The organism is Streptomyces sp. NBC_01478 (assembly GCF_036227225.1).
Taxonomy (GTDB): domain Bacteria; phylum Actinomycetota; class Actinomycetes; order Streptomycetales; family Streptomycetaceae; genus Streptomyces.
Map to the genome: position 1 here is coordinate 5,374,541 of NZ_CP109444.1, position 26,983 is coordinate 5,401,523.

24 protein-coding genes and 3 pseudogenes are annotated in these 26,983 nt (G+C 71.2%); 8 read left to right on the plus strand and 19 right to left on the minus strand.

Features of this window, described 5'->3' with window-relative positions; genetic code table 11:
• Window positions 1-21: 21 nt before the first annotated feature.
• The 5 genes and pseudogenes from OG223_RS24070 to OG223_RS24090 all read right to left on the minus strand — a co-directional run.
• On the minus strand, window positions 22-3,249 hold the full coding sequence (locus OG223_RS24070) for a Tat pathway signal protein (protein ID WP_329252285.1): 3,228 nt from the start codon (window positions 3,247-3,249) through the stop codon (window positions 22-24).
• A gap of 126 nt (window positions 3,250-3,375) precedes the next feature.
• A complete protein-coding gene (locus tag OG223_RS24075; protein ID WP_329252288.1) occupies window positions 3,376-4,782 on the minus strand; it encodes an NAD(P)/FAD-dependent oxidoreductase in 1,407 nt (468 codons plus the stop codon).
• Window positions 4,783-4,791: 9 nt separating this feature from the next.
• On the minus strand, window positions 4,792-5,445 hold the full coding sequence (locus OG223_RS24080) for a rhomboid-like protein (RefSeq protein WP_329252291.1): 654 nt from the start codon (window positions 5,443-5,445) through the stop codon (window positions 4,792-4,794).
• Window positions 5,446-5,527: 82 nt separating this feature from the next.
• Window positions 5,528-6,109 (minus strand): annotated as a pseudogene (locus OG223_RS24085) (LysR substrate-binding domain-containing protein); the annotation flags it as partial.
• Between the two features lie 789 nt (window positions 6,110-6,898).
• Window positions 6,899-7,339, minus strand: a pseudogene (locus OG223_RS24090) (LysR family transcriptional regulator); the annotation flags it as partial.
• 154 nt (window positions 7,340-7,493) lie between these two features.
• Between OG223_RS24090 and OG223_RS24095 the strand changes: the two are divergent.
• The 3 genes from OG223_RS24095 to OG223_RS24105 all read left to right on the plus strand — a co-directional run bounded on the left by OG223_RS24095 (window position 7,494) and on the right by OG223_RS24105 (window position 10,366).
• The gene (locus OG223_RS24095; RefSeq protein ID WP_329252295.1) at window positions 7,494-8,756 is read left to right on the plus strand and encodes an MFS transporter; all 1,263 of its coding nucleotides are present in this window, start codon (window positions 7,494-7,496) and stop codon (window positions 8,754-8,756) included.
• Window positions 8,753-9,226 (plus strand): GNAT family N-acetyltransferase, encoded by a 474-nt coding sequence (locus OG223_RS24100; RefSeq protein WP_329252298.1) that lies wholly within the window; start codon window positions 8,753-8,755, stop codon window positions 9,224-9,226. The genes OG223_RS24095 and OG223_RS24100 overlap by 4 nt, the downstream gene beginning before the upstream one ends.
• Before the next feature lie 111 nt (window positions 9,227-9,337).
• Complete coding sequence (locus tag OG223_RS24105) at window positions 9,338-10,366, plus strand: DUF4037 domain-containing protein (RefSeq protein ID WP_329265442.1); 1,029 nt, start codon at window positions 9,338-9,340, stop codon at window positions 10,364-10,366.
• On the opposite strand, the gene OG223_RS24110 is transcribed toward OG223_RS24105, so the two are convergent.
• The 3 genes from OG223_RS24110 to OG223_RS24120 form a co-directional block, all read right to left on the minus strand.
• A complete protein-coding gene (locus tag OG223_RS24110) occupies window positions 10,347-10,865 on the minus strand; it encodes a hypothetical protein (RefSeq protein ID WP_329252301.1) in 519 nt (172 codons plus the stop codon). The two genes, OG223_RS24105 and OG223_RS24110, sit on opposite strands and share 20 nt — an antisense overlap.
• Before the next feature lie 99 nt (window positions 10,866-10,964).
• On the minus strand, window positions 10,965-11,855 hold the full coding sequence (locus OG223_RS24115) for a helix-turn-helix transcriptional regulator (protein WP_329252304.1): 891 nt from the start codon (window positions 11,853-11,855) through the stop codon (window positions 10,965-10,967).
• Between the two features lie 108 nt (window positions 11,856-11,963).
• Window positions 11,964-12,572 (minus strand): DUF5994 family protein, encoded by a 609-nt coding sequence (locus OG223_RS24120; protein WP_329252307.1) that lies wholly within the window; start codon window positions 12,570-12,572, stop codon window positions 11,964-11,966.
• A gap of 234 nt (window positions 12,573-12,806) precedes the next feature.
• On the opposite strand from OG223_RS24120, the gene OG223_RS24125 reads away from it, so the two are divergent.
• Window positions 12,807-13,205 carry a DUF5994 family protein gene (locus tag OG223_RS24125; protein WP_329252310.1) on the plus strand — a complete coding sequence of 133 codons (399 nt, stop codon included), beginning with the start codon at window positions 12,807-12,809 and terminating at the stop codon, window positions 13,203-13,205.
• 28 nt (window positions 13,206-13,233) lie between these two features.
• On the opposite strand, the gene OG223_RS24130 is transcribed toward OG223_RS24125, so the two are convergent.
• The 3 genes from OG223_RS24130 to OG223_RS24140 form a co-directional block, all read right to left on the minus strand.
• On the minus strand, window positions 13,234-14,001 hold the full coding sequence (locus tag OG223_RS24130; RefSeq protein WP_329252313.1) for a GAF and ANTAR domain-containing protein: 768 nt from the start codon (window positions 13,999-14,001) through the stop codon (window positions 13,234-13,236).
• On the minus strand, window positions 13,998-14,783 hold the full coding sequence (locus OG223_RS24135; RefSeq protein WP_329252316.1) for an ANTAR domain-containing protein: 786 nt from the start codon (window positions 14,781-14,783) through the stop codon (window positions 13,998-14,000). The genes OG223_RS24130 and OG223_RS24135 overlap by 4 nt, the downstream gene beginning before the upstream one ends.
• 64 nt (window positions 14,784-14,847) lie before the next feature.
• The gene (locus tag OG223_RS24140; RefSeq protein ID WP_329252319.1) at window positions 14,848-15,216 is read right to left on the minus strand and encodes an STAS domain-containing protein; all 369 of its coding nucleotides are present in this window, start codon (window positions 15,214-15,216) and stop codon (window positions 14,848-14,850) included.
• A 403-nt stretch (window positions 15,217-15,619) separates the two neighbouring features.
• Between OG223_RS24140 and OG223_RS24145 the strand changes: the two genes are divergently transcribed.
• Window positions 15,620-15,898 (plus strand): hypothetical protein, encoded by a 279-nt coding sequence (locus OG223_RS24145; RefSeq protein ID WP_329252322.1) that lies wholly within the window; start codon window positions 15,620-15,622, stop codon window positions 15,896-15,898.
• A gap of 71 nt (window positions 15,899-15,969) precedes the next feature.
• On the opposite strand, the gene OG223_RS24150 is transcribed toward OG223_RS24145, so the two are convergent.
• From OG223_RS24150 to OG223_RS24175, 6 genes are all read right to left on the minus strand, one after another.
• Entirely contained in the window at window positions 15,970-16,686 is a 717-nt protein-coding gene (locus OG223_RS24150) for a GAF and ANTAR domain-containing protein (RefSeq protein WP_329252325.1), read from the minus strand.
• An 81-nt stretch (window positions 16,687-16,767) separates the two neighbouring features.
• The gene (locus tag OG223_RS24155; protein WP_329252328.1) at window positions 16,768-17,565 is read right to left on the minus strand and encodes an ANTAR domain-containing protein; all 798 of its coding nucleotides are present in this window, start codon (window positions 17,563-17,565) and stop codon (window positions 16,768-16,770) included.
• A gap of 147 nt (window positions 17,566-17,712) precedes the next feature.
• Complete coding sequence (locus OG223_RS24160) at window positions 17,713-18,174, minus strand: STAS domain-containing protein (protein WP_329252331.1); 462 nt, start codon at window positions 18,172-18,174, stop codon at window positions 17,713-17,715.
• A gap of 799 nt (window positions 18,175-18,973) precedes the next feature.
• The gene (locus OG223_RS24165; protein ID WP_329252334.1) at window positions 18,974-19,531 is read right to left on the minus strand and encodes a hypothetical protein; all 558 of its coding nucleotides are present in this window, start codon (window positions 19,529-19,531) and stop codon (window positions 18,974-18,976) included.
• Between the two features lie 435 nt (window positions 19,532-19,966).
• Window positions 19,967-21,301, minus strand: a complete 1,335-nt coding sequence (locus OG223_RS24170) for a HupE/UreJ family protein (protein WP_329252336.1) — start codon at window positions 21,299-21,301, stop codon at window positions 19,967-19,969.
• A gap of 2 nt (window positions 21,302-21,303) precedes the next feature.
• Complete coding sequence (locus OG223_RS24175; protein WP_329252339.1) at window positions 21,304-22,305, minus strand: DUF3500 domain-containing protein; 1,002 nt, start codon at window positions 22,303-22,305, stop codon at window positions 21,304-21,306.
• A gap of 904 nt (window positions 22,306-23,209) precedes the next feature.
• Here OG223_RS24175 and OG223_RS24180 point away from each other — a divergent pair.
• From OG223_RS24180 to OG223_RS53970, 3 genes and pseudogenes are all read left to right on the plus strand, one after another.
• Window positions 23,210-23,995: an SDR family NAD(P)-dependent oxidoreductase gene (locus tag OG223_RS24180; RefSeq protein WP_329252346.1), complete on the plus strand. Its 786-nt coding sequence runs from the start codon at window positions 23,210-23,212 to the stop codon at window positions 23,993-23,995.
• 74 nt (window positions 23,996-24,069) lie between these two features.
• Window positions 24,070-24,912, plus strand: coding sequence for a sugar phosphate isomerase/epimerase family protein (locus OG223_RS24185; protein ID WP_329252349.1), 843 nt, complete (start codon window positions 24,070-24,072; stop codon window positions 24,910-24,912).
• A 572-nt stretch (window positions 24,913-25,484) separates the two neighbouring features.
• Window positions 25,485-25,811: pseudogene (locus OG223_RS53970) on the plus strand (SpoIIE family protein phosphatase); the annotation flags it as partial.
• Window positions 25,812-26,000: 189 nt separating this feature from the next.
• Here OG223_RS53970 and OG223_RS24195 read toward each other — a convergent pair.
• Together OG223_RS24195 and OG223_RS24200 are read right to left on the minus strand one after the other, a co-directional pair.
• A complete protein-coding gene (locus OG223_RS24195) occupies window positions 26,001-26,204 on the minus strand; it encodes a cold-shock protein (protein WP_008735947.1) in 204 nt (67 codons plus the stop codon).
• 245 nt (window positions 26,205-26,449) lie between these two features.
• Window positions 26,450-26,788 (minus strand): MerR family transcriptional regulator, encoded by a 339-nt coding sequence (locus OG223_RS24200; RefSeq protein WP_329252352.1) that lies wholly within the window; start codon window positions 26,786-26,788, stop codon window positions 26,450-26,452.
• Between the last annotated feature and the right edge of the window lie 195 nt (window positions 26,789-26,983).

Sequence of the window (26,983 nt, forward strand, 5' to 3'; positions counted from 1 at the left end):
AGAGGGGGGCCGTGAAACCGGTCAGGTCACCGGCTTCGTCGCCTTGCTCAGCGTCGAGCCGTCCGCGTGCCCCGTGCGGTGCGCGACGACCTTCACGGTGATCTTCTTGCCCTTCTGCGCCGACTTCAGCACCAGCGAGGACTTGGTGGCACCGCTGATCGCCTTGCCGCCCGCGTACCACTGGTAGCCGTACGACGTGGCCGTCGGACTCCAGGTCCCCGTGGACGTCTTCAGGGTCTTGCCGACCTTCGAAGTCCCGCTGATCACCGGGGACTTGGTCGCCTTGGGCGCGACACCCTTGGCGACCGTCAGCGCCGGCGAGGTGCCCGTACCGCCCGTCCAGCCGCTCTTGGCGGCGGTGACCGTCACGGTGAGCTTCTTGCCGAGCTGTGCCGCGGCGATCGTGTACGCCGGCGCGGTCGCCCCGGAGATCGCCTTGCCGTCGGCCTCCCACTGGTAGGTGTACGAGGAGGGCGCCGCCGACCAACTCCCGTTCCCCGCCGTGACCTTGGCGCCGACCCGGGCCGTGCCGGTGATCTTCGGGGCCGTCGTGTTGGCCAGGGTGGGCTGGGTGACACTGAACGTGCCGCTGCCGTACTCGCAGCAGTTGGTGAACACGCTGACGTTCCAGGTGCCGACGGCCGCGCCGGTCAGGTCGAGGGTCGCCGTCACCGTCCGGTTGTCCGCGGAGACCCGCTCCGTCTTGGCGGTGAGTGTCGTCCCGGTCCGGGTCAGCCGGATCCCGGTGTTCGGGCCGAGAGCAGTGCCGGTCGCCGTGAGCGTGACCTTGCCGCCCGCGGGCGCGGTGAGCGGGCCGACGGAGGTGACGCTCTCCCGGTCCGGGCCGCACAGCGACGACCGGCAGGTGAAGCTCGCGTTGTAGGAGGTGCTGGACACCTTCTCCGGCAGGCCGAGCACCAGCAGGGACGGGCTCGCCGCCGAGGACGAACCACCGGCCGCGCACTGCCAGCCGGTCGGGATGAACAGCGAACAGCCGTTTGCCCAGGCGCTGTTGTAGAGGGCGGGCACCGCCGTGTCCGCCGCGCCTGTGGTGTCCGTGATCGCCGCGTCGAAGCGGTCGAACCCGGCGGTCGGCAGCACCGCGCACACCGCGCTGTGCGACTCGTCGAGCGTGCCGGTGAGCGGGCCGAAGCCGTAGGCCACCGAGGGGATCTTGGCGCACTCGGGCGCCGGACCGGCCGCGGTCGCGATGCGCAGGGCGTCCAAGTGGTACTCGGGGGCGGCCTGGAGGGTCGCCGGGGTCTGGACGAGGACCTGGTGGGTGGTGGATCCGGTGACCGCGCAGGAGCGGTTGCGGAAGGAGCACTCGGTGCTGCCGTCACCGCGCAGCACGGCGATGTTCGCGGTGCCCAGCGCGTCCCGTACGTCCACGTGCACGACGTCCGTGGCCGCGTCGGTGGTGATCTGGTGGCAGCGCAAGGTGCCGGGGGCGTCGTAGGTGCCCTTGACGGACGGGCCGCCGACCTTCTGCTCCGGTGTCGGCGTGCAGCCCGCCGAGGCGGCGGTCGCGGTGATGTCGCGCCGGGTCAGGGTGTAGGTGGCGGGCAGGTCGCGGCCGGTGAGCAGGACGGTGTGCGCCTTGCCGGGGGTCAGGGAGCAGACCGTCCAGCCGTTGGTGGTGGGGAGGCGGTCGCAGACCTGCTTGCCGGTGGAGTCCAGCACGGTGAACTTCGCGAGGGTCGTGCCGGAGGTGGCCACCAGTTGGAAGACCTCCGCGTTCGTGTGCGCGTCCGCCGGGATACTCAGGCACTGCGCGAAGACGCCGTCGCCGGTGGTGAGCGTGGCCTTCGCGCCGTCGGCGGAGAAGCTGCCGGCGGGCAGCACCGGGCAGTCGCTCGTCCCGTCCGTGCGGTGGAAGGCGACGCCGTACGGGCCGGTCGCGCCGTCGGAGGCGTGGACCAGCGCGCGGTAGGGCGCCGTACCGGTCAGCGCGCAGGTGCCCGAGGACAGGGCGGACGAGCCGCACTGCGCGGTGCCGTTGCGGTCGAGGACCTCGACGTCGGCGTCGACACCGGACGCGATGAGCGGGGTGAGCGCGGCGACCGAGGCGCCCTGCGGGGCGTCCAGCGTGAGGCAGTCGTACTGCCCGGCCGTGGTGAACTCGCCTCTGTACAGGCCCGTTTGGACCGCTGCGCACCCGGTGGAGGAGGTGCGGTCGAGGACGATCAGGCCGTCCTTGGTGTCGTCGAAGGGGTAGGTGCCGTCGAGGACCGCGGTGTACGTGCCCGCGCCGGGCACCTTGCACGGGTCGCTGGAGGACTGGCACACGGTCCTGCCCGTGGCGTCGTACACGCGCGCGGGGCCGCTCCCGTCGGTCTCACTCACGTAGTGGACGGTGTACGGGCCGGCCGCGCCGGCCGTGAACGTGTAGCAGGGGTTCGTCGTCAGGTCCTGGCCGGCCAGCGGGCCGTAGGAGCGGACGGGAGCCGTGGTGCAGCCCTGCGGGTCGTTCAGCCGGCGCGTCTTCACCGCGAAGTCGGCGGGGAAGCCGTTCTCGCCGTACGACACCCGGGAGACGACCCGGTAGGGGCCCGTGCCGTCGGCGGGCAGGACGCAACTGTCCTCGCCGTCCTCCGGGAAGTGCGGGCAGATCCGGGCGCCGGTCGCGTCGGTGATCCAGGCGAGCGAGGTGCCGTAGACCTTGGAGCCGTAGGTGAGGCGGATGCGGTCGCCCGCGGTGGCCGTGAACGGCGTGCAGTCGATCTCGACCGGGCTCACGGACGTGCGGACGGCGTCCGGCTGGTCCCAGTTGGTGCCCACGGTGTCCGCGCAGCCGCGCGTCGAGCCGAGCGGGACCAGGGTGACGGCCGTGTCGGCGTCGCCGAAGCCGTTGTTGACGACCTTCACGGTGTACGTGCCGGCGGCGGGCACGGTGCACATGCCGTACGTGGTGTAGGCGTCGCCCTGGCAGTCGGCCTGGGTGCCGTCCTCGGCGAAGAGCTGCGTGTACGCCGAGTTCCCCGCGTTGTTCACCGACAGCAGGTACAGGCCCGCCGTGTCGGCGGTGACGGTGTAGCAGGCGCTCGCGCCGGCCGCGAGGGTCGCCTTGCCGACGGCGTCCCCCGGGTCGCCGAAGGGCGCGAGCGCGAGCGGCGCGCAGGCCGGGTCGTCGGCCTGCGCGGCGCCCGCTCCGGTGAGCGACAGCAGGCCCGTGAGCAGGGCGACGAGGACGGTGAGCGCGGTCAGCCGTCTGTGTCGTGTTCTCGGACAGGAGTCGGCGTCGGTCATGAATCCCCCCTGGATCAGCGATCGTTGAGGGAATGCTCGCACACGGGTCTGACACGGCACCCGTGAGTTTCGGGGCCCTGTGGACAACCCCTGATACGGGGTGGACAACCCCGGACAGGGGGTGACTCAGTGCCGTCCCGCGACCCGGTCCGCCACCCGCGCCAGCTTCGACGACTGTGCGCCGTGCCCGGTCAGTTCACGCCGGTCGGCCGCGCGGTAGGTCGCGTACATCCCCTGCACGCCCAGCCAGCGGAACGGCTCCGGCTCCCACTTGCGCACCTTGTGGCCGACCCACGGGAGGGTCGTGAGATCGGTGGCCCCGCCCTGCCCCGAGTCCAGTTGGACCAGGTCGCGGAGGGTGCGGGCGGCGAGGTTCGTGGTCGCGACGCCCGAGCCGACATAACCGCCCGCCCACCCCAGCCCCGTGGACCGGTCCAGGGTCACCGTCGCGCACCAGTCGCGCGGCACCCCGAGCACCCCCGACCAGGCGTGCTCGACGCGCAGCCCGGCGAGCGACGGGAAGAAGCGGACGAGGATCTCGCGCAGCGCCTCGACCGTCGCCGCCTGCGTACGCCCGTCGTTGTCGGTCCGCGACCCGAAGCGGTACGGCACCCCGCGCCCGCCCAGCGCGATCCGCCCGTCGGCGGTGCGCTGCGCGTACATGTAGGCGTGCGCCATGTCGCCGAGGGTCTCCCGACCGTCCCACCCGACCGACTCCCACTGCGCCTCGGTGAGCGGTTCGGTCGCGATCATCGAGGAGTTCATGGGCAGCCAGGTCCGCCGCTGGCCCTTGAGGCTCGCGGTGAAACCCTCGGTGCAGCGCAGGACGTAGGGCGCGTGGACGGTGCCGTAGGGAGTGACGGCGTGCCGGGGCCGGATCTCGGTCACCGGCGTCGACTCGTGGATGACGACCCCGAGGGCCTCGGCCGCCGCCGCGATCCCCTTCACCAGCTTCACCGGATGCAGCCGCGCGCCGTGCGGCGTCCACGTCGAACCGACCGCGTCCGCGACCCGGATCCGCTCGGCCGTCCCGCGCGCGCCGTACAGCTCGCGGTCCTTCTCGCCGTACGACAGCTCGTGCTCGTGGAACGCCTTCAGTCGCGCCAACTGGGCGGGGGTACAGGCGACTTCGAGGACGCCACCACGATGGATGTCGGCCTCGACGCCCTCGTCGTCGGCGACCTTGATGACCTCGGCGACGGTGTCGTTCATGGCCCGCTGCAGGCGTACGGCGGCTTCCCTGCCGTGGAGTTTCGCGTAGTGGTCGCGGCCCGCGATGCCGTTGTAGAGCCAGCCGCCGTTGCGGCCCGAGGCGCCGTAGCCGCAGAACTTCTGCTCCAGGACGGTGACTTGGAGGGAGGGAGCCGCCTTCTTCAGGTAGTACGCGGTCCACAGTCCCGTGTAGCCGCCGCCGACGATCACGACGTCGGCCGAGGCGTCACCGGCGAGGGGTTCCCGGCGCGCCGGAAGGCCGTCGTCCGCGTACCAGAAGGAGACGCCACCGTTCACGACACCGCTCGCCGAACTGCTCATACCGGGACGCTAACCCCTGAGGGCGGCCACTGTCTCCTTCGGATTCCATGCTTTTCCGCAGCCTCTGACCAGCGGATAACACGCCAGGCCGATCAGTACGGAGGTGAAATGTCCGAGATCGGTGAACGTGCGGTGGGTGGCCAGCGGCACGCCGTAGACCGCGAGCACGACCACGAGATACGGGTACCGCCACGGCGCCGCGATCCGGTACGCGAGTACGCCGATCACCCCGGCCAGCGCGTAACTCACCCCGATGTCAAGGGTGTCGACGGCCGACTGCGGTGCCATGTCCCGCTTGATCGCCCACAGCAGCGCGCCCTCGCTGATCAGCGTCGCCAGCACATGCGCGGCCACGCACACCATCAGCCACCGCGCCGTACCGAGCCACCGCTCCGCCTGCGCGTGGAACACCGTGTACAGCGCGACGTACGGCAGCCAGCGGCCCCCGTCCATCCACATCGCGCTCGCGAACAGCACGCGTACCGGGTTGTTCGACAACTCGTGGATGTTGGTGGACCGCTGCCGCAGGAACTCCTGCTCGAACTCCGGCGACATGTGATGCACGGCGACCGTGGTGACGAAGAGGATCCCCAGCCAGACGTAGGTGCCGGGGGCGCTGCGGACGTACGCCCACACCTTGTGGAGGCCCCGGGTGATTCGCATGAGCCGATTCACGCACGCGGGCGGGGTCCCGGGCGTGATCGACATTCCGGGCGGGTTGGTGGAACGGGCCATACGAGCCCGCCTAGGCCCACGCCGGTGTCCACGTCCCCCCGTCGGAGAGGCCGGGGTGTTCGGGGTGTTCGGGGTGTTCGGGGTGTTCGGGGTGTTCGGGGTGTTCGGGGTGTTCGGGACGCTCGGGACGCTCGGGACGCTCGGGACGTATCGAGCCGTCGAGGTGGTCCCGGAGCGCCGTCAACCCGGGGTGGTGGTTGTCGCGGTGGTGGACCAGGGAGTGGGGGTAGACCGGGGTCGGATCGCGTAGGGCGATTCGGCGCAGATCATGGCCGGCGGGCCAGACCAGACGGGTCTGCTCACCGACGAAGGTCGCCAGGGAACCGGACCCGGCGATGGTGTCCAGCAGCGGCTCCACACCGAAGTCGGGCCCGGTGGACTCGATGGTGAGCCCGAACGCGGCGGCGAGCGCGTCGTAGTAGGCGGCCCACTCGGTACCGGCGACGAGTCCGGGCATCCAGATCCGCTGCCCGACGAGATCGGCCGGGGTGAGCGCACGGGCGTCGGCGAGTACATGGGCCGGCCCGACGAGAAGCTGAAGGGGCTCGTCGAAGGCGCGGCTGACCTCGATGTCGGCGGGGAGCCTACGGCCGGCGTCTGCGAGGGAGTCGGACCGCCTGGGGATCGCGCCGTCGGGGAGCCGACGACCGGTCGCGGGGCGGGAGTTGGGCCGGGCGGGGGCCGTGCCGTCCCGGAGTCGGCGGTCGGCCTCGCCGAGGGAGTCGGACGGCGCACCAGCCGTGTCATCGGGAAGCCCACGACCGGTCACGGCAAGGGAACCGGACCGCCCGACAGCCATGTCGCCACGGAACCGCCCGTCCGTCCCACCGAGGGACTCGGACCGCGCACTAGCCTCCTCGTCGGAAAGCCGACGGCCGGCCCCGCCAAGGAAGTCGGACCGCACACCGGCCATGTCATCGGGAAGCCCACGACCGGTCACGGCAAGGGAACCGGACCGCCCGACAGCCATGTCGCCACGGAACCGCCCGTCCGTCCCACCGAGGGACTCGGACCGCGCACTAGCCTCCTCGTCGGAAAGCCGACGGCCGGCCCCGCCAAGGGAGTCTGACCGCACACCGGCCATGTCATCGGGAAGCCCACGACCGGTCACGGCAAGGGAACCGGACCGCCCGACAGCCATGTCGCCACGGAACCGCCCGTCGCTCCCACCGAGGGACTCGGACCGCGCACTAGCCTCCTCGTCGGAAAGCCGACGACCGGCCCCGCCAAGGGAGTCGCACCGCACACCGGCCATGTCGTCACGGAGTCGCCCGCCTGCCTCGCCGAAGGAGTCGGACCGCGCACCGGCCATGCCGTCACGGAGCCGCCCGCCGGTCACAGTGCGGGAGTCGAACCGCGCACGGGCCATCTCATCGGAAGGCCGACGGCCGGCGACCGCGCGGAAGGACGCGTCGACCGTGCCGGAGCGGATGGCGTCCATCGCGGCGTCGGCGTCGAAGAGGGTCACGACGTCCAGCTCGATCTCGGGGTGGGCGCGGTGGAAGTCGCGCAGCAGCGCGGCCGGGGCGAGTCCGCGGCCGATCACGTCGACGCGCAGCGCGCGGTGGCCGGGGCGCACGGAGGCGAAGGCCCGTGCCTCGGCGCGCAGCAGTTCGCGGGCGTGCGGCAGGAACGCCCGTCCGTCGACCGTCGGTTCCGCCCCGCGCGGGGTGCGGACGAACAGCCGCACTCCTACGGCCCGCTCCAGCGCGGCGACCCGCTTGGAGACGGCCTGCTGGGTGATCGACAACTCCGTGGCGGCATCCTGGAAACGGCCCGCGTCCACGATGGCCACGAAGGTGCGCACAGCGTCGAGATCCACGCCACCGACCATACTGACGGCCACTGACAATCAGCCCTCAGCAGCGGATACAACCGTTGGTTGTCACTGCGCGGTGGGTCGGTTGTTTGACCGGTGGGGGTGCCACTCGGTTGGATCCCGGGGTCGACGCGGGGTGGTCCGGCGGAGGAAGGCGGTGGGAGTGCGGGTGGGCAGGCGGGCGCTGGGGCGCCGGTTCGGGTGGCTGTGGGCGGCGTTCGCGGTCAGTTCGTACGGCACCGGACTCGGGTTCGGCGCGTTCTCCGTGCTCGCGATCCTCGTGCTGCACTCCGGCCCGACCCAGGTCGCGCTGCTGGCCGCCTCGGGGCGGGCGGTGGGCTCGCTGCTCGCGGTGCCGCTCGGCCCGTGGGTGGAGTTCCGCCGCAAACGGCCGGTGATGATCGCGATGGACCTCACCCGTTTCGCGGCCCTGCTGAGCGTCCCCGTCGCGTACGCGCTCGGCGGGCTCACCTTCGTCCAGCTCCTCCTCGTCTCCGTCACCGTCGCCGCCGCGAACATCGCGTTCAACGCGGCCGGTGGGGCGTACCTCAAGTCGCTCGTCGCACCCGAGGACCTGCTCGTCGCGAACGCCCGCTTCGAGTCCACGACCTGGACCTCGACCATGCTCGGGCCGCCGCTCGGCGGGGCCGCGATCGGGCTGTTCGGCCCGGTGACGACCGTGCTGGCCGATGCCGTGAGCTATCTGCTCTCGGCCCTCGGCATCCGCGCCATCGGCGGGACGGAACGCCGCCCCGAACGGAGCGGAGCGGCACGGCTGCGCGCCGGCGACCTGCTCGACGGATGGCGCTACATCCTCGCCCACCCCACCCTGCGCCCGCTGCTCCTGAACGCGATGGCGGTCAACGGCCTGATCATGGCGTCCGAGCCGTTGCTCGCCGTACTCCTGCTGGGTCGCCTCGGATTCGCGCCCTGGCAGTACGCGCTCGCGCTCGCGGCCTCCTCCGGCGCCGGGGGCTTCGTCGGCTCACGCCTCGCGCGCCCGCTCGCGGCCCGGTTCGGAGAGCGCAGGGTGCTGTTCACCGCCGGGACGCTGCGCGCGTGCTGGCCGATCGGTCTGGCGTTCGTCCGGCCCGGAGTCCCAGGCATGCTCCTGGTCACCGCCGTCCAACTCGGCATGGTCACCTGCATCGGCGTCTTCAACCCCCTGCTGGCCACCGCCCGGCTCACACGGACCGCCCCCGACCGGGTGGCCCGCACCCTGACCGCGTGGTCGGTCAGCACGAGCGCGGCGATCTCGGTGCTGACGGCCGCGTGGGGGCTGGTGGCGGCGGCCACGACTCCGCGCACGGCGATCGCGCTCGCGGGGGTCCTGCTCCTGGCGAGCCCCCTCCTGCTGCCCCGCCGCGAGCCCGCCGAGCGGGACACGGACCCGAGCCCGTCTTCTACCCTCTCCGCATGATCCGCACCGCGACCCCCACCGACATCCCCGTCGTCCACGCCCTGATCCGCGAACTCGCCGCCTACGAAAAGGAACCCCAGGAGGCGAGGGCCACCCCGGAACAGCTCCACGAGGCCCTCTTCGGCGAACGTCCCGGCGCCTACGCCCACATCGCGACCGACGACACCACCGGCGAACCGGTCGGCTTCGCCCTGTGGTTTCTCAATTTCTCGACCTGGCGTGGAGTCCATGGCATCTACCTGGAGGACCTCTACGTCCGCCCCACCGCCCGCGGCGCCGGCCACGGCAGGTCCCTCCTCACCACGCTGGCCCGCATCTGCGTCGAGCGCGGCTACGAGCGCCTGGAGTGGTCCGTCCTCGACTGGAACCGCCCCGCGATCGACTTCTACGAAGCGCTGGGCGCCCGGCCCCAGGACGAGTGGACGGTGTACCGGCTGACGGACGGGGCGTTGCGGGAGCTGGGTTCGTGAGCGGGTGTCGTCCGACTGCGGGACGGTGAAGGGGAGTTGGGGGCGACGGCGGAAATTCGCGCGCACGATCATGCCCGGACTGGGCAGGGTCCCCGCATGAGCTTCACGAATATGCCAACTTTTTTACCGGGCCTCGAACTCTCCCGCCGTTTCTACACGGAAGCCGTCCGCCCCCTCCTCGAGGAGACCGCCCCCGGCCTCCCCCACTCCGCCGCCCGCATCGGCGGCGGCTCCGAGGTCCTCGGCTACGACACCCCGCGCTCGCGGGACCACGAATGGGGCCCGCGGCTCCAGCTCTTCCTCCGCCCCCGGGACGTCCCCCGGCACGCGGGCCGGATCAGACACCACCTCGCCGAACACCTTCCGAAGACCTTCCACGGCTATCCGACCCACTTCGCCGCCACCGGCGACGGCGACGTCCGCGTCATGCGCCCGACCGACGGCCCGGTCCACCACCGGGTCGAAGTCACCCACACCACGGCCTGGTTCACCGCGACCCTCGGCTTCGACCCGACGCGGGGCATCACCCCGGCGGACTGGCTGACCGCCCCCACCCAACTCCTCACCGAAGTCACGGCGGGCGCCGTCTTCCACGACGGCCTGCACCAACTCGGCCCGCTGCGCCACGCCTTGCGCTGGTATCCCCACGACGTCTGGCTGCACGTCATGGCCCGCCAGTGGCAGCACATCGCCGAGCGGGAAGCCTTCGTGGGCCGCTGCGGCGAGGTCGGCGACGAACTGGGCTCCGCCGTGATCGCGGCCCACCTGACCCGCCATCTGATGCGCCTGTGCCTCCTCATGGACCGCCGCTACCCGCCGTACGACAAATGGCTCGGCAGCGCCTTCGCCCGCACGACGGCCGGCCACCGCCTCATCCCGGTCCTCACGGCCGCCCTCGCGGCCACGGACTGGCACACCCGCGAGAAACACCTGGTCTACGCCTACGAAGCCGTCGCGGGCATCCACAACCAGCTCGCCCTGACCGACCGCGTCGACCCGGCCACCCGCCCGTACCACTCCAGACCGTTCCGCGTCCTGCACGCCGAACGCTTCACGAAGGCCTTGCTCACCCGCGTCTCGGACCCGGCGCTCCGGGAACTCCCCGACGACATACGGCAGTTCAGACCGGACGAGGACTGAATCGGCGTCTCTCCACACGTGTTGCGCCGCGAGGTCGTACGGGGGCCGGCCCGGGTCGCCGTCGCGGATGAACGCGGTCCAGGCCGGGCGGCGGGCGGCGGGGACCGAGCAGGGCGGTGTCGCCGTAGAGGGCGGGCAGGTCGGTGAGGTGGAGGACGAACGGCAGTTCCACGCAGTGGCAGGCGCCGAGCGCACCGCCGAAGGCGGGCGAGCGCCAGGCGAACTCGTAGGCGAACGTGCGGGTGCGCCGGTGGCGGGCGTGGGCGTGGGCTTCTGCGAGGAGCCGACTGCCTCGGGTGAAGGTGTCCGTGATGAGCCGGCTCGCCAACTCGGCCGGGTGGGCGGCCGGTTGGGCGGTCCGGTACGCGGTGAGCGCTTCCCGGGGGTCGGCCAGGCGCCGTTCGGCGAGAGCGAGCAGCCGGGTCTCGGCCATGGGGGCGCCCGAGGGCACGGTGTAGAGGTTGGCCTCCTCGCGGTTGGTGCCGATGAGCAGGTCCACGTCGGCGCCCCGGCCGGCGTGCACGGCCTCGGCGGGCCGGCGACCGGCCGTCGATGACGTATTTCATGCGGTGTCGTCAGGGGGAAGGAGAAGGGACCGTCAGCCGCGACGGGCGGGCTCGCTCAGGTCCGCGGGAGTCGGGGTGCCGAGCCGGGCCAGCAGGGAGAGCGCCGCCGCGGACGCGGTGTCGGCGCCCGCCGTGGCCACGACGATGCGCTGGCCCTCTTCCTGGGGTACGCCCAGGGACTGCAGGTTGAGCTCCATGTGCCCGACGACCGGGTGGTGCATGCGGTACGAGGCGAGGGCCCACTTCCTGACCCCGTGCTCGGCCCACATCGCGGCGAACTCCTCGCTCTTCATGGTCAGTTCGCCGATGAGGGAGGCCAGCCGGGGATCGTCGGGGTGCTGCCCGGCGGCGAGCCGGAGCTTGCCGACCACGTTCCTGGCCTTCTTCGGCCAGTCCACGAACAGGTCCCGGGTGTGCGCGTCCAGGAACACCAGCCGCGCCATGTTCGGCCGCCGGTCGGGCTGTTCGGGTATCCGCGCCGCCAAGTGCCCGGCGAACAGGGCGTGTCCGGTGCGGTTCCAGGCCAGTACGTCGCTACGGCGGCCGAGGACGATCGCGGGTGCGTCGCCGAGCGCGGCGAGGAGTTGGCGGGTCGCCTCGCCGGTCCGCTCCGGCGCGGGCCTCGGCCGAGTGGTGACGCGGCGCGCCGCGCCGGCCAGATCGTGCAGATGGGCGCGCTCCACCTCGTCGAGACCGAGGGCGCGGGCCAGCGCTTCCAGGACCTCGGGTGACGCGTTGAGCGAACCGCCCTGTTCAAGTCGCGTGTAGTAGGACAGCCCCACCCCGGCGAGCCGCGCCAACTCGTCCCGGCGCAGACCAGGGACGCGACGGCGCTCCCCGTACTCCGGGATCCCCACATCCGCCGGCCGCAACCGGGCTCGGCGCGTCCTGAGGAACTCCCCCAACCGCGGCTTCCTGTCCATGGCCCCGAGTATCCCCGGCGGAAACCCGCACAGCCTGCCCCTGCCAAGGGCAGGCAACGCGGCATCGGCCTCGGCTCGGCTCACCCGTGGACGGTCACCTGTCGACGGTCACCCGTGGCCGGGGAAGGCGGTCACGGCGCTCGCGGCGGCACCGTACCGGCTCTCGTCCGCGGCGATGAACGCGCTCGCGGTCAGCGACGGACCGTCGTGGTCGGACGCGGCGGCCATCAGCCGGGCCGCCTCCGCCGCCCCGGTCTCCGGCGGGATGATCAGCAGGTCCCAGCGCCCGGTGTCGTAGGAGAGCAGCAGGAGTTTGTGCGGGTCGAATTCCGTGAACCAGCCGGCCTTGACGACGTGACCGCCCACGGGAACCTTGTGCGGGATGTCCGGCCAGTACGTCGCGTTGACGGCGACGCGTGTGATGCGGCCCCACAAGGGGTCCAACACGGCGGTCAGCGACGGCAGTTCGCTCAGCAGATCCCGGGAGCGTGGCCACCACGCACCGTCCAGGAGGCCATGGGCGGCACCGTCGCCCTTCAGCGCGAGCCGGACGGCCGGGGCCGCGGCGGGCTCGGGCCGGGGCAGGGTGGGTTGCAAGGTCGCCGACATGACGCGGACCCGTCTCCGGGCGGCCTCTGCGGCAGCACGGGTTTCATCTCTCGCCGAGGACGACCCGGTACGGAAGCCGGTGTGCGAAGTGCCCTCAGTACTCTCCACCGTACTCCGCGCCCCGCATCGGCGCGGAGCGCGGAGTACCGTGGGGTGACCGAGGGCTCTTCACGTGCCGGTGTCCGGTCCGAGGTCCTGTCCTCGCGTCTCTTTGCCGCCGTCATCCGCTTCTTGGAGCACGCCGGCCGGGTCCACGCCGTGCACCGGCCCCCGGACCGGGTCGCCGCCCGCCGTGCCTGACGTCGAACCGCTCGTCCACGTACGGCAGTTGGCAGGAGCCACATGACCACCGTGCTGCAGCCCCCGCTCCCCTCCCATCCCGTCCTGCGCCTGCGCCTGGCCCCCCACGGGAACCTGCCGCGGGCCATCGACGGCGCGTGGTGGCCCCGCTCGTACGACCTGACGGCCGAACTCCCGGGACTGCTGGCCGGGTTGCCGCGTCAGTGGGGCCACATCACCAGTGCCACGGTCAGCGGGGCGATGTGGTCCACCATGCCCGGCCAGATGCTCGTCTCCAACCAAGTCGTACGACTGCGCGGGACCCCGGTGGAATCCGTCCCGCACACCATCGTCCTGCTCGCGCCCGGCCGGGGCCGCTGGGATCTGCTGGTCGTGCCGCCGGACACGACCGAGCAGGCGGCCGAACCGCTCATGGCGGCCGCCGCGGGCGGTCACGGCTGATCCGGCCGGGCACACGGCCCCGGGCCGGTCAGCCCTCGCCGTCGCCGGACTGGGCGCTCGCCGGTGCCGGGATGGCCTTGGTGTCGAAGTCGCCGCGCACGATCTGCGCGGCGAGGTCCGACAGCCGTAGATGACGGGAGCGGGCGTAGGACCGGAACGCGGCGAAGGCGTCGTCGACGGACGTGTTCCAGCGCTCCGCCAGGAAGCCCTTGACCTGTTCGATGAGGATGCGGCTGGTCAGCGCGGTCTGCAACTGGCTGTTCTCGACGTGCGACTGCTCCAGCGTGCGCTGCTGGAGCACGGCGATGGTGGCCACGTCGGCCAGCGCCTGGGCGAGCGCGATGTCGTCGTCGCCGAGGCGGTGCGGAGTGGTCTGGAAGAGGTTGAGCGCGCCGACGACCCGGTTGCGCAGCCGGAGCGGGACGGCGTGCGTCGTGACGTACCCGGTCGCGCGGGCCTGTGCCGCGAAGCGCGGCCAGGCGGTGGCCGCCGCCTCGCCGGTCAGGTCGATGTTGGTGCGGGCGGCGCCGGTGCGGTAGCACTCGACGCACGGGCCCTGGTCGTGCTGGAGCGCGAAGAGTTCCAGCAGGCGGGTGTGCTCGTCGGAGGCGGCGATGACCTGCAGTTCGCCGTGCGCGTCCACGAGCAGGATTCCGGCCGCCGACACGTCGAGCAGCTCCACGCAGCGCGCGGAGAGCCGGTGCAGCAGGTCGATGACGTCGAAGTCCTCGACGAGAGAGTCCGCGACCTCCACGAAGATCTCGGCCAGACGTCGTTCGCGGGCCATGGCTATCATCCCTTTCCACCGTCGGGCGAGTACGGCCCGCTCACATCGTCGTCGAAGTCGTCGTCGAAGTCGTCGTTGAAGCGCAGCCTGCGGGCGACCACATCCGCCGCGATCTCGCCGAGCGGCCGTTCGCTGCCGTACGCGTGGGCGCGCAGGCGCAGCAGGGCCTCCTGTATGGACACGTCGAGCTGGGCGCTGACCATGCCCGTGGCCTGGTGCACGACCGCGCGGCTCAGCGCCGAGGGAGGTTCCAGGGCCGTACCGAGCTCTGGACCGTTCCCGTCCCCACCCTCACCTCCGCCTCCGCCTCCGTCGCGTCGGTCGCCGTTCAGGAGAGCGCCGGTCAGCGTGGCGGTCAGTGCGGCGGCGTCGGTGTACTGCTGCCGGCTCAGCCGCCGTTCGCCGTCGCACAGGAGGGTCAGTACGCCGACCCGGATGGCCCCGACGCCCAGCGGGAAGCAGCACACGCCGTGTACGCCCAGGTCGCGCGCGGCCGGCAGCAGCGCGGGCCAGCGCTCGGGGCGCACCCGCTCCAGGTCCGGCTCCAGCACGGGCGAACCGGTGCTGACCGCGTCCGGTCCCGGGCCCTCCCCCAGCGTGAACTGGAGTTCCTCGAACCGGGCGCTCAGGTCCGGGTGGTACCAGAGCGGCTCGGCCGTCCGCTCGGCGCCGAGCAGCAGCGACAGCGCGACGCCCTCGGCTCCCAGCGCCCGCGCACATGCCCGGGCCGGGTCACCGACCTCGCCCAGCCGCAGCAACCGCAGGACCTCGGCCATGCCGTCACTGATCACCCGTCTCCGTCCCGTGCGGGCCGGGGCACTTCGGGGTGAGGCGTCGCCTGGCTTGCGCCGTACACTACGGGGCCCGGTCGGCCGACGCGTGGTCCGCGCGTACGTCGTGCCAGGCGTCCTGGGTGGTCGCGTACCGCGGGAAACAGTCCTGCAGACCGGCGGCGCGGAACACGAGCCCCGCGGCGCGCAGATGATGCACGACCCGCAGCCACCCGAGCCGCTCATGGCAGTCCTTCCGCGCCGCGCACAGCGGGTCCAGGACGCTGCCGTCCATGAACGTGACACCCCGCAGATCCACTATGAGGAGCAGCCGTCCGCTGCCGTGCCGGGCGTCCTCCAGATCACGCGCGAAAGCCGGCACGGTCAACAGATCCAGCTCACCGCCGGCCATGACCACACGCAACTCGTCGAACAGGTCGGAACGCGGGCCCATACGACCCAACTCCTTTGCCACCGGGGTGACTTCGACCGTGCGCAGGGCCTCTGTTGCGCGGAACCGTACGGTACGGAGAGGGCCGGGGGCTCGGGCGGACCGTATGCCGAGAGTACTGCCGCAGGGGGGCCGACCTGCGGCCCTCTGTCCAGATCCGCACGAGAGTGGCCGAAGGTGTCGTGCCTGGTCGGTTCCTGACGGAATCGAGGGCGAAGGTGCAAGAGAGTGGCGCGGTCCGGGGGTCGGTCCGGGAGCCGGTCGTCTCGCCCGGGGCCTGTGCCTGTCCGGCCGGGCAAAGCGTCTGACGTCGTACGGTATCCGCGGCCGTCGGGCAGGACTACGGTGTGGAGTGAGGCCCCGGTCCCCGGTATCGACGCTGTATCCAGCTCCCGGGAGGCCCGTTGTGTTCGTCCTGCTCCTCATCCTCGTTCTGGTCCTGTTCGGCTTCGGCTTCCTCCATCCTCTGTGGTGGGTGGCCGCGGCGGTGGTGATGTACGGCGTCACCCGCCTCGGCCGCGATCGTGGCGGAGGCTGGAGCCGCGGCCGTGGTTCCGATCTCGGGGACTACCAGGACTACCGGGAGCGCCGGAGTCGCCGGGAACGCTGGGACCGCCGCTACAGCCGCCAGAACCGGGCGCGCTGGCGCCGCGAGGACCGCCGGGACCACGAACACCGCGGGTGACCTGGGGAGTTGCCCGGTTTCACCGGCCGGTCCCCGCCCGATCCCCGCCCGATCCCCGGACGGGGCGCGGGTCAGACCCCCAGACCGGCAAGGGTTTCGGAGTCGTCGACGAAGGCGCGGGCCACGTCGGACAGGCGCCGGTTGTGGGCGCGGGCGTAACCGCGCAGGGCGCTGAACGCCTGCTCCATGTCGATGCCCTGGCGTTCGGCGAGCTTCCCCTTGGCCTGTTCGATCAGCACCCGGCTGTTCAACGCCGCCTGGAGTTGTTCGTTGAGCACCGTGCTGCGGTGGGCGGTGCGTTGCTGCAGCAGGCTGATGGTGGCGACGTCGGCCAGGGCCTGGGCGATGTGCGTGGCGAGCGGGTCGAAGGGGCCGGATGCGGCGCGGAAGAGGTTCAGGGCGCCCACGGTCTCCTCCCGCAGGCGCATGGGCAGGGCCTGCACGGCCCCGAATCCGCTGCGGTGCGCCGCCGTGACGAAGCGGGGCCATCGGTCGATCTCCCGGGTCAGGTCGTGGATGATCACCGGTGCGCCGGTGTGGAAGCAGTCGAGGCAGGGGCCCTCGTCGTTCTGGAGCTGGAAGAGCTCCAGGAGGCGCACCTGTTCGTCGGAGGCGGCCATGACGCGGAGTTTGCCGTCCCGGTCGGCGAGCAGCACGCCGGCGGCGCTCGCGTCGAGGATGCCGACGCAGCGATCGGTCAGCAGGCGCAGAAAATCGATGAGGTCGAAGTCGGCGACCAGATTGTCGGCCAGCTCGACGAAGGTCTTGGCCAGGAGCTGTTGATCCATTGCGGGCATCCTCGGTTGGGACTGGTCCCGGCCCGGAGGGGGGCGGGACGTACGGCACGTTTCTCGGACGGCACCCATGCGTCAGGTTTCCTCGTCGGTCCGGTCCGGTTCCGTGTCCGGTTCCGTGTCCGGTTCCGTGTCCGGCCCCGCGTGCGGTTCCGCGTCCGGTGAGAACCGGAGCCGCCGGGCCACCACGTCCGCGGCCACCTCGGCGAGCCGGCGTCCCTGCGCGAAGGAATAGCCACGGAGCCGGACGAAGGCTTCGTCGATGCCGACGCCGAGCTGGACGGTCAGGACGCCGCTGGCCTGGTCGATCTCCGCCCGGTACGCGCCCAGGTCCTCGGCGGGGCGCGTTCCGGGCGGCCCGCCCGTCTCGTCGATGCGCGCGTCGAGCAGCACCAGAGTCGCGAGATCGGCGAACGCCAGCGCGTCCGCCAGTTCCTCCGCGCTCAGCCGGACCGGAACCTGGGCGTACAGGTCCAGCACGCCCAGGCTGATCGCCCCCATCTGCAGCGGAAGCGCGAACACCGCGCGCGCCCCGGCTTCCAGGGCCGCGTCCGCGAACACCATCCAGCGGTCCTGGAGGTCACGGGTCAGCAGATCGGGTGTCAGGACGGCCGAGCCGTGCAGGAAGGCGTCCACACACGGCCCCTCGCCCAACGTGAGCTGGAGTTCCTCCAGTTGCTCACTGATGTCGTCGGTGCTGCACAGCGGATGGCTCGGCGCGGCCCGCGACATCGCCGACACCCCGGCTCCGCCGACCGGCAGCGCGGCCACGGCCGCGGTACACACGTCCACCACACCGACCTGGACACCGCGCCGGGCCGCCTGCTCGGCCACCAGCACCTGGATGCGCTCCGAACGGCTGTCAGGCCCCACCCCGGCCACCGCCCGAGGGCATCGTGACAGGGCCCAACGACGCGGCACCGCAAGGTGCCTGACGACCAGTCAGCGGCCCCTCCCGCACCCGACGGCCGAGGCCCCGTTCCCGCCCGCACGGCCACCGCTCCCGTCGGCGGTCGGCCGTCATCGCCCGTCTCCCGAAAGGACGGACACCTGCGGGACATCGCCGTGCGCCGGGCCCGGAACGGGCGTGTTCGGGGTGTCCGCGCGAGGGGGTGGCAGAGGGGTGGCCGCGGTGTCGCCGCGAGGAGGTGGCAGACGGCCGGACGAAGGGCCGAGGAGCAGGAACCCGTCACCGACGACGTCGAAAATCAGCAGCAGGGTGGCCGGCGGATGGTGCAGTCGCAGGGTCCCGCCGAGCGCTTCGGTCTGCTGCGCGACGCGGAGGAACGCGTTGAGCCCGCTGCAGTCGCAGAAGCTGACGAGGGCGAGGTCGACATCGACAGCGCGCATACCGTCGTGCAGGCACCGCTCCAGGGACACGCGCACCAGGGGCGCGGACTCGAGGTCGATCTCACCGGCGAGCGTGATCAGCGCCCGTGTCGTTCGGTCGTGGCGGTGGACGGTGAGCTGGGGCAGGAGCATGGCGCCTCGGTTCGGAAGACCATCCGGCAGCGGGTGCGGCGGGGCCGGAGTCCCGGCTCCCTGGGCGCGCTCCCGGCGTGGGCGTAATTTCGGCGGAGGAAGCCCAACGGCCGGTCCGACCGCCTGCACAGCAGGACAGAGGATCAACCCGGTTCCCTCCAGGGGACGCGCCGGGCGCCGGACGAAAGTCCGCACCCCGCAGCCATCTGCGTTCAGCACATGCATGCCGCCGGGGTCTGGGACGTCTGCAGAGCAGCCTAGTCCTCGCATCGTCCCCATGGGCGGTTCGAAGCCACCCGATCCCAGGATGCGGACGGCACGAAAGCACGGTGCGCGGCACACCGCGCGGTCCCGTCGACACGGTCGTCGTGTTCGGCGAACGCGGCACCGAGCGGGTCGGCTCCCGTGGCCGGACGTCCGCAGCGGTCCGAGCACATTCGGCCCGATCGCCGCCACGACGACCTGCGCTCCCTCACCAGGCGCGAACCGCACCAACTGGCCGTGGACATGGGCGAGGACCGGCACCCCTCATCCCCGAACTGCGCGCGTACGAGGCCGACATGACGGCGTACGGCTTCACCGCGGTCCGCGCATCAGCCCGCGACGGCGCCGCACGCTGCCACCAGAACCCGCTCCCCACCGGGTGACGGACGAACGGCCTCCTCGGACTCTCTTCGTTCTCCGCTTCCGCCAAGGACGACACGAAGGTCGTCACCTGTGTGACGGAGCAGTGGCGCCATGTCTACCCCACGCTGCCGACGGCCGTGCCCTTGCGGTTCTGAACCCGGTTCGGGGAGGTTCACGCCACGTGGTGGTCGGCAGCACGGGAAAGCGCTGCCGAGGCCTCCGACAGTTCGTCGGCCGACTCGGGGGTCAGACGGTAGAACCCCTGAAGACCGACGGCGCGCTCCAGGCGGCCGTCCACGATGTGCTTGAGACCGCGGGTCTGGCCCCGACGGTTGCGCCAGGTGAGCCGTGCCAGTAGCTCGCCGGGGAGGGGCAGGTCGAAGCGTACGGGGGTCGCGTCCACGTGCACCGCCGCGGCGCCGCAGCCGTCGGCGCCGAGCATCGACCAGTCGCCGTGACCGGGGAACGCCGGGTCCTGCCAGGTCGCGGGGCCGGTGCCGCAGCACTCGCGCCGCTCCCGGTCGGTCACCCGCATCCGGCTGACCACGAACACCGTGCCCCGGTTGACGTGCAGTGCGTACACCTCGTCCTCGGCCTGGGCGCCGGACCAGGCGGGCAGCGAGGTATGGACGCCGCTGAAGGCGACCGGGGGCCGCTCACCCACGCGACCGGCCTTCCGCAGGGCGTGGCAGGTGTCGTGGGTCCACAGGACGGTGAAGGCGTCAGGCATGTCCGTGATCCTACGAACGGGCACTGACAACCGTCCGGATCAGCCCCTGTCGTAGCGGGAACTGCCCTTTCCATCGCGATGGCACCCGGGGCCGGCGCGGCGGCGGTGGCGTCCAGCGGGTTGCCGTACTCGTCGTAGCGCTGGACCGTGGCGGTGGTGGTCGCCAGTGCCGACTGGACGGCGAGTCACCGTGCGGATTGGCCAGTTGGAGGACCGTGTCGCCGGCCGCAGGGCGCGTACCGGGCGGCGGGCGGTGTCACCACCATCGGAGTGTCCAACCTGCTGGTGTGCCGCCCCGAGCTGCCGCGCGGTGTGGCCGAGGCACTCCCTCGCCTGCTGGTCCTCCGCGCGCTGCACGGATGAGCTCCTTCCCTGGGGGCGGCGTCTCTGCGACGGCGGTTCAGCCCGCGCGCACTCATGGCCGACGGCCGTTCCTCAGGTCTTGGCTGTGCGGAGGTCGGGTACGGACCAGCTGGCTGCTGCTACGGCTGCGAGGGCTCCGGCGACGAGGAAGGGATGGGCGACGAGCGCGTCGGAGACGTCGTTGAGCGGGTTGTTCGGGAGCAGGGTGGTGCGTTCGGCGAGCCACGCCGAGGCCAGCACGATGCCGACCGTTGCCACCGTGAGGCGTGCGGCTGGGTAGATCCGGGTTCGGCTGAGGACCAGCAGTGACGGCATGAGCAGGGCGACGACCATGAGTTGGGTCAGTTCGATGCCGAGGTTGAAGCCGAGCAGAGTGGTGACCAGGGATCCGCGGCCGAGGTCGAGGTCGCCCAGCAGTGCGGCGAAGGCGAGGCCGTGCATGAGCCCGAATCCGGCGGCGATCCATGTTTCACCGCCGGGGACGAGGGGCCGGACGGCGTGGATGCCGGAGACCAGGATGGACAGGGCGATCAGGCTTTCCACCACGCGGGTGGGTGCGCTGATGTAGCCGAGGGCGGCCAGGGCGAGGGTGATGGAGTGCCCGATGGCGAATGCGGTGACGACGTGCACGACGCGCCAGGAGTTGCGGCGCAGGTCGTCGGCGCGGACCCATCGGCCGCGGCGGGCCAGGAGCGGTGCGGGGAGGAGGAGCATGAGGAGGAACAGCAGGTGGTCGGCGCCCGAGGCGATGTGCCGGATGCCCAGATGTACGGCGGCGGCGAAACCGTGCTCGGTGGAGGCGCCGGCGGCAGGTATCGCGAGGGTGTGCTGCTGCCAGTCGAGCACACCCACGGTGGTGTAGCCGTCGGAGCCGCTCGGGCGCAGCGAGACGAGGATCTGGTGGGACAGCAGGTGGTGCACGATCGCGTCGTAGGTGAGCCGGAAGTCGTGGACCGTGCCGTTCGGCGGCCGCAGGACCAGGTCGAAGACCAGGTGGTCGACGCCGTCGATCTTCTCGACGCGGCCACCGCTGACGGTGGTGGTCCAGGGTGTGCCGTCGGGGTCGGCCGCGGAGGTGCGGCCGAGCACGTAGCGACGCAGTTCTTCGAGCTTGGCCGGCTGGACGACGGTCTTCGCGGTGAGGGGCTGGTCGAGGGCGATGGCGAGTCGGTCGATGGGGAGTTCCACCTTGCCGGTCACCTTCTCCGGTGCCGCGTCGAGCAGGATCGCGGTGGTGCTGAGCGGGTGGGCGTCCGCGCGCGTCGGCGTCATGACCGTCAGCGCGGCCGTCAGGGCCGCGAGGCAGGCGAGCAGTGTTCCGGCGCGGGCCGCCCACCTGCCGAGCGGCCCGCGCCGGGAGGGCCGCGGGGTGCGGGGTGCGGCGCGGGGAGGTGTAGGGGCGGGCATGATCACTTCGGCTTGCTGCTGCCGTAGTCGTTGGCCTTGTCCCGGTAGACCGAGTGGTAGTGGATGTCGGGTGTGCTCTGGCTGCGGGTGTTGATGAACTCGATCCACACGCTGGGGCCGTCGATGCGGATGTAGCTGTTCTCGTCGGTCGGGCCGGTGTTGTTGGACCAGCCGATGCGGGTCTTGTCCAACTCGGACTCGTACTTGGCCAGCAGCTTGGTGGCAGCCGTGCTGTTGAGGTCGCCGACGTACGTCTCGATCGCCGCGGTGACCAGCTTCTTCTGGGCGGCGGTCAGCTCTGACCCCAGTAGCCCCTCGGAGGCGGGGAAGGTGCCCGAGTCCTTGCCGGGGCCCATGACCAGGTCGTCGAACGTGCCTGAGGTGATCTCCGCGGCCTTCTTCTGCTTGGCGTCGAGCCCCGCCAGCATGGCGAACATGGCCGTCGACTCGGCCTTGACCGGCTCGACCGTGGTGGCGCCGGACTTGAACGAGGTCGGCTCGGAGCCGACGAACTGCGGGGTCTGGCTGACCTTGTCGCCGTTGTAGGTGAGGTTGCGGGCCAGGTGGTGCCCGCCGAACTGGACCATGAACGGCTGTGTCGTCGACGGCGTTCCGTACACGGCGAAGTAGTAGTCCTTCAGACTGCCGAAACCGTCCGCGCCCTGGCCCCCGAGGCTGTTCAGCTTGTTGTCGGCCTTCCGGATGTCGGCGTCCTCCTGGGCACCGGCGGGGCTCAGTGCCGCCTGGAGCACCGCGTCGGCGGCCTTCTGCTGCGCGGTGGTGAGGGCGGACATCTCGATGCCCTCGCGGGGCACGGTGGTCGCCGGGAAGTTCGACCAGGTCTGCCGCGACTTGTTGTCCGAGAAGTCGTACTCGACCTTGTTCCGCTCGGTGTCGTCCAGCGTGGCCAGGAACGCCTTCACCGCCTTGACGACCGCCGCGGTGTTGGCACCGCCCGGGCTCGCCCCGTCGGTGTTGAGATTGACCTCTGTGACCTGCTGCATGCCCATACCCCCCGGGCCGCCCTGACCTCCGCTCTGCTGCGTCGAAGGGCTTGACGACGACGTCGAGGAGCTCCCTGAGCCGCAGCCGCTGACGACGAAAGCCGCCGACAGGACAGCGCCGGCTGTGCGGGCAAGATTCTTGCGCATGGTGGGAGAAATCTCCTCTGGTCATGGGAGAGGCGGGAGAAGTGCATTCGGTCTTTCCTGTCTACCACGCGGCATTCGGAAGCCACGCTCTCAAACCTCTCTGAATTTCCTGTGACGTCGGCCTTTGGGCGGAAACGGCGACCCTCTATTCCACGCTTACGACCGAATGGTCTATTATTTCTTCCCAGGCCGCCTCCGGCGCGATCCGTGGACAGGCCGAGGCGGAACCGATGATCCGAGGTGCGCGGCAACCGGCGAGACGGGCCCGGTCCGACCGGCTGGGCTCACCCGGCGACAGGCCCGTCGACCCCTGTGATGCGTGGGTGGGCGACGGTGATCGCGCCAAGGACGGGGACGATGCGCGTCGCGTACCGGGCCGGTGGCATCCAGGCGCGAGCCACCGGGCAGGCGGACCGCGGGTTGTGCACAACAGGTCGGCCGTTCTGAATTAGGTATACGCAATTTGTTGAGGCGTAGGTAGGGTGTGGTCGGGCCCAGGACGGCGCGCGGGCTGCGGGGGCGTGTTCGGTTTCGGGTCGCGACGCAGCAAGGGAGTGCGTGACGTGGTGGCGGAAGCAGCGGTACGAGCGGATCTGCGGTCATCGGCCGATGGAAGAGCAGGAGCTCAAGCAGTGCGGCGGCGTGGCGCCTCGGGGATCTTCGCTCCTCACCCGGATCCGGCGGTCGTGCGCGCCGGACGCGTGGAGCGCAGGGACATCCGGCGGCCTGGGGCCGGCCTGCGTTTCGAGGCGGCGTGGTGAGCCGTCCCGTCGAGGGCGCACCGGTGGCCCTGCCACTCGCCGGCCGACGAGTCGTGGTGTCCGGAGCGGCCGGCGGAATCGGCGCGGCTGCCGTGGCGTCGTTCCTCGCGGCCGGTGCGGATGTCGTCGGCCTGTTCCACACGACGCCGCCCCCGGACGACCTCAGGGACCGGTGCGAGTGGGTGGTGTGCGACGCGCGCACCCGCAGCTCGGTCGATGCCGCGTTCGATCAGGCCTCGTCCACGCTGGGCGGTATCGACGTGTTGCTGCACGCGGCGGGTGGCTGGCGGCCGGGTACCCCCGAGTCGCTGTCCGACGACGAGTTCGACCTGGTCGTCGACGCCAACCTCCGCTCTACGATCATCACCAACCAGGCGGCGTTCGAGCGCATGCGCCGCGGCGGCGGCCAGATCATCAATCTCGGATCGGCGGAGGGCGTCCGCGGGAACCCCCTGGCGCCGCATTACGCGGTGGCGAAGGCCGGCGTCCATGCGTGGACACGGTCTGTGGCCGCGGCGTGGGGGAAGTTCGGGGTGACGGTCAACGCCCTGGCGCCGGCGGTCAGTACGAGGGGTGCCGAACGGCTGTGGGAGCACCTGGGCCAGGAGGGTGCCCAGGTGTTCAAGGAACGCCTGCGGACGACCATGCCGCTTCGTGGTGAACTCGGCGATCCGGAGACGGATCTCGGGCCGGTGATGGTGTTCCTGGCCGGCACCGGGGCGCGCTTCATGACAGGCCAGCTCATCGCGGTCGACGGCGGACTGCAGATGCTCGGCGCCTGACCGCGGTGTCGCTCACCCGGATCACTCATACGCTCAGATCCCTATTTCAGTATCCTCTTCTGAGGAAGGTGAACATGAACCGCCTGAGCGTGCACGAAAGGCATGGCCCATCCGTCGGTCTCGAGCACCTCAGCCTTCGCGAGGAGCCCCTGCCGGTTTTCGTCGGTGCGGCAGCCGCCGGTGGCGCCGCGACGATCTGTCTGAGCGTCACGCATCCAGGCGTCCATGACCGGAGGGAGCTACGTGAGGCTCTCACGCGACTCGATGCGTTGAATATCTCGGTTGCAATGGGTGACGGATTCCTCGTATCGCCGAAATCGGACCCGGATTCCCTCGGGCGCCGACTGGACGTTCTCGCCGAACTGGGAGCACCCCTGGCCAATGTCTGTGCGTTCGAGCCCGACCCGGCCGTTCAGCGCGATCCGGATCGAATCCAGGACGTCCTGGGAGAGTTCTGTCAGGTTGCTCGGGCAGCCCAGGTGAACGTACTCATCGAGTTCACACCGCTCTCGCACGTGCCGTCCCTCGCAGCGGCGGTCCGCCTGGTGGAACAGCTCGATCAGCCAAATCTCAAGATTCTCGTGGACACGCTCCATCTCGCGCGGGCCGGAGAGGGGCCGGACGACATTCGGAGGATGGACCAGCAACTCATCGGCTACTGCCAGCTGAGTGACGGCCCCCGTGCCTCTGAGGGCTTTGCGGCCTACCTGGACGAGGCGGTTCATGAGCGGGCCATTCCCGGGCACGGGGAGCTGGCGCTGGAGGAAGTGGTGTCGCTCATGCCTCCGCAGACCACGGTGAGCGCCGAAGTCCCGTTGCGCAGTCTCAAGCAGGCCGGAGTCCCGCCGGAAGAGCGTGCTCGGCGGATTCTCGACGGCACTCGCCGCGTCCTGGCCCGCGCCCGGTTCCGCCAGTAGCCACGGTGCGGACAGGGGCGGGGGCTCGGCCTGCCTCGGTCGCGACGCCCCTCATTGGGTGCTGAACCCGTCGGCATTTTCAGCGTCGCTCGACAGGACCCTTGCGGCATTCTTCGTCCCTGGTCGGCCTCAGCGGCTCCCGGGGCACGTCGCCGGCCTGGTGTTCGAAGCGAGCGCTCCGCGAGAACGCCCTGTCCTGGGATCAGGGGGTGGGTGGCGTGGTGGCGTGTGCCGGGAAGGGGCGCTGGACCGCCTCCACCACGGCGGCCCGGCGAGTGGCAGTGGTGGGGGTACGTGCCTTCCGCGCCGCCATCGGGCGCAGTTCCGTCTGCGTCAGCCAGGTCGTGGCGATCTGGCTGACGCAGGCCGAGGATGTCGACCGGATCCCATGCGGGGTCCAGGATCCCGTCCGCCTGGGCCCTGCGAACCTGCTCGATCTTGCGGGCCAAGGCCGCCTGCGTCGGATCGTCCAAGACATCCGGAACGTCCGGGGAGGGTTCCGCGAGTTCCACAGCCGCCCCGACAACATCCGCCAGGTCGCTCATGACAAGGGTCGGCGAACTCAAGGGATCAACGCGAACCGGTCCTTCACCGACGTGTACCAGTGGGGCCGCCGTACCACTCCGCTGAGCCCGGTCGCGGAGATCCAGCATCGGCTGCTCCCGGCTTCGCCGGCGTGCGAGGCCGCGCAGTTCGCCGTGGCCGGGGCGCTGGAGCCGGCCGACCACGTCGGGGGTGACACCTTCGACCACGTCATCGACCGGGACACCGTCCAGCTCTCCGTCACCGACGCCATGGGCCACGATGTCGACGTTGCGCTGCTGGCCACCCTCCTGGTGGGCGCCCTGCGCCGGGCACGGCGGGCCGGTGCCGACCTCGCCGAACAGGCCCGCCAGGCCGGCCCGGGATTCACTTCAACAGATCAGGGCCGCGCGGCCATTGCTGCGCGGCCCTGATCCCCTGCACCACAGGTCCTGTCGACGCCCGGCACGAGAGCCGGTCCCCATGTCCGGGTGAGCAGCACGGCGCGCGCAGTGGGCGGCAGTCACGGACGCGGCGTGCGCGATCCCTCGGGCAGGGCTGCGAGGTCAGGCCGGGTTGATGTTTTCGGCCTGAGGGCCCTTCTGGCCCTGGGTGACGTCGAACGTCACGACCTGGCCCTCCTGGAGCTCACGGAAGCCCGAGGAGTTGATCGCCGAGTAGTGCGCGAAGACGTCCGGACCGCCGCCGTCCTGGGCGATGAAGCCGAAGCCCTTCTCCGCGTTGAACCACTTCACAGTTCCCGTAGCCATGTCTCATGCCTTCCAGTCGATGAACGCCTCCCACTCCATGTGGAAGGCGGAGGTGATCGCCCTGGTCCCTGCGGCACAGCACAGCAAAACGCCCACGCCAAGAGCGTGAGCCATAGGGAACTCCGAACCACGACAGCTGACGCAGACGCTACACGCCCACACTCCGCGTCACCAGGGAAAGCGATCACGCCGGATACCAGGACCGGGTCTACGGGGGTGCCCGCCGATTCCGGCGGGCCCCTGTCTCAGGCCGTGGTCGTCGGGTTCCCCGATTCTGCGGTACGGCGGTGTTCTTCGTTGATGCGCTTGGCTTCTTCGAGCTGGTCTTCGAGGATGATGATGCGGCAGGCGGCCTCGATGGGGGTCCCGTGGTCGACGAGTTCCCGGGCGCGGGCGGCGATGCGCAGCTGGTAGCGGGAGTAGCGGCGGTGGCCGCCGGTGGAGCGGAGCGGCGTGATCAGGCGGGCTTCGCCGAGGGCGCGGAGGAAGCCCTGCGTGGTGCCGAGCAGCTCGGCGGCTCCGCCCATCGTGTAGGCGGGGTAATCGTCGTCGTCGATACGGCCGAAGGAGTCGTCTGCTGTCATTTGCACCTCTCTGTGGAACGCGTCGAGGGGCCTTGGTGCCATTTGGCACCAAGGCCCCGAAGGAACTGCTACACCATCTGCCGGCCCTGACAGGGCGCCGGCCCTCTGTTTCCGCAGCCCGGACCTGAACGCTGTCGCGGGTGCTGGGATCGCGGTTGCTTGACCGGAGACCACCTCACTATCGATGTCCTGCGG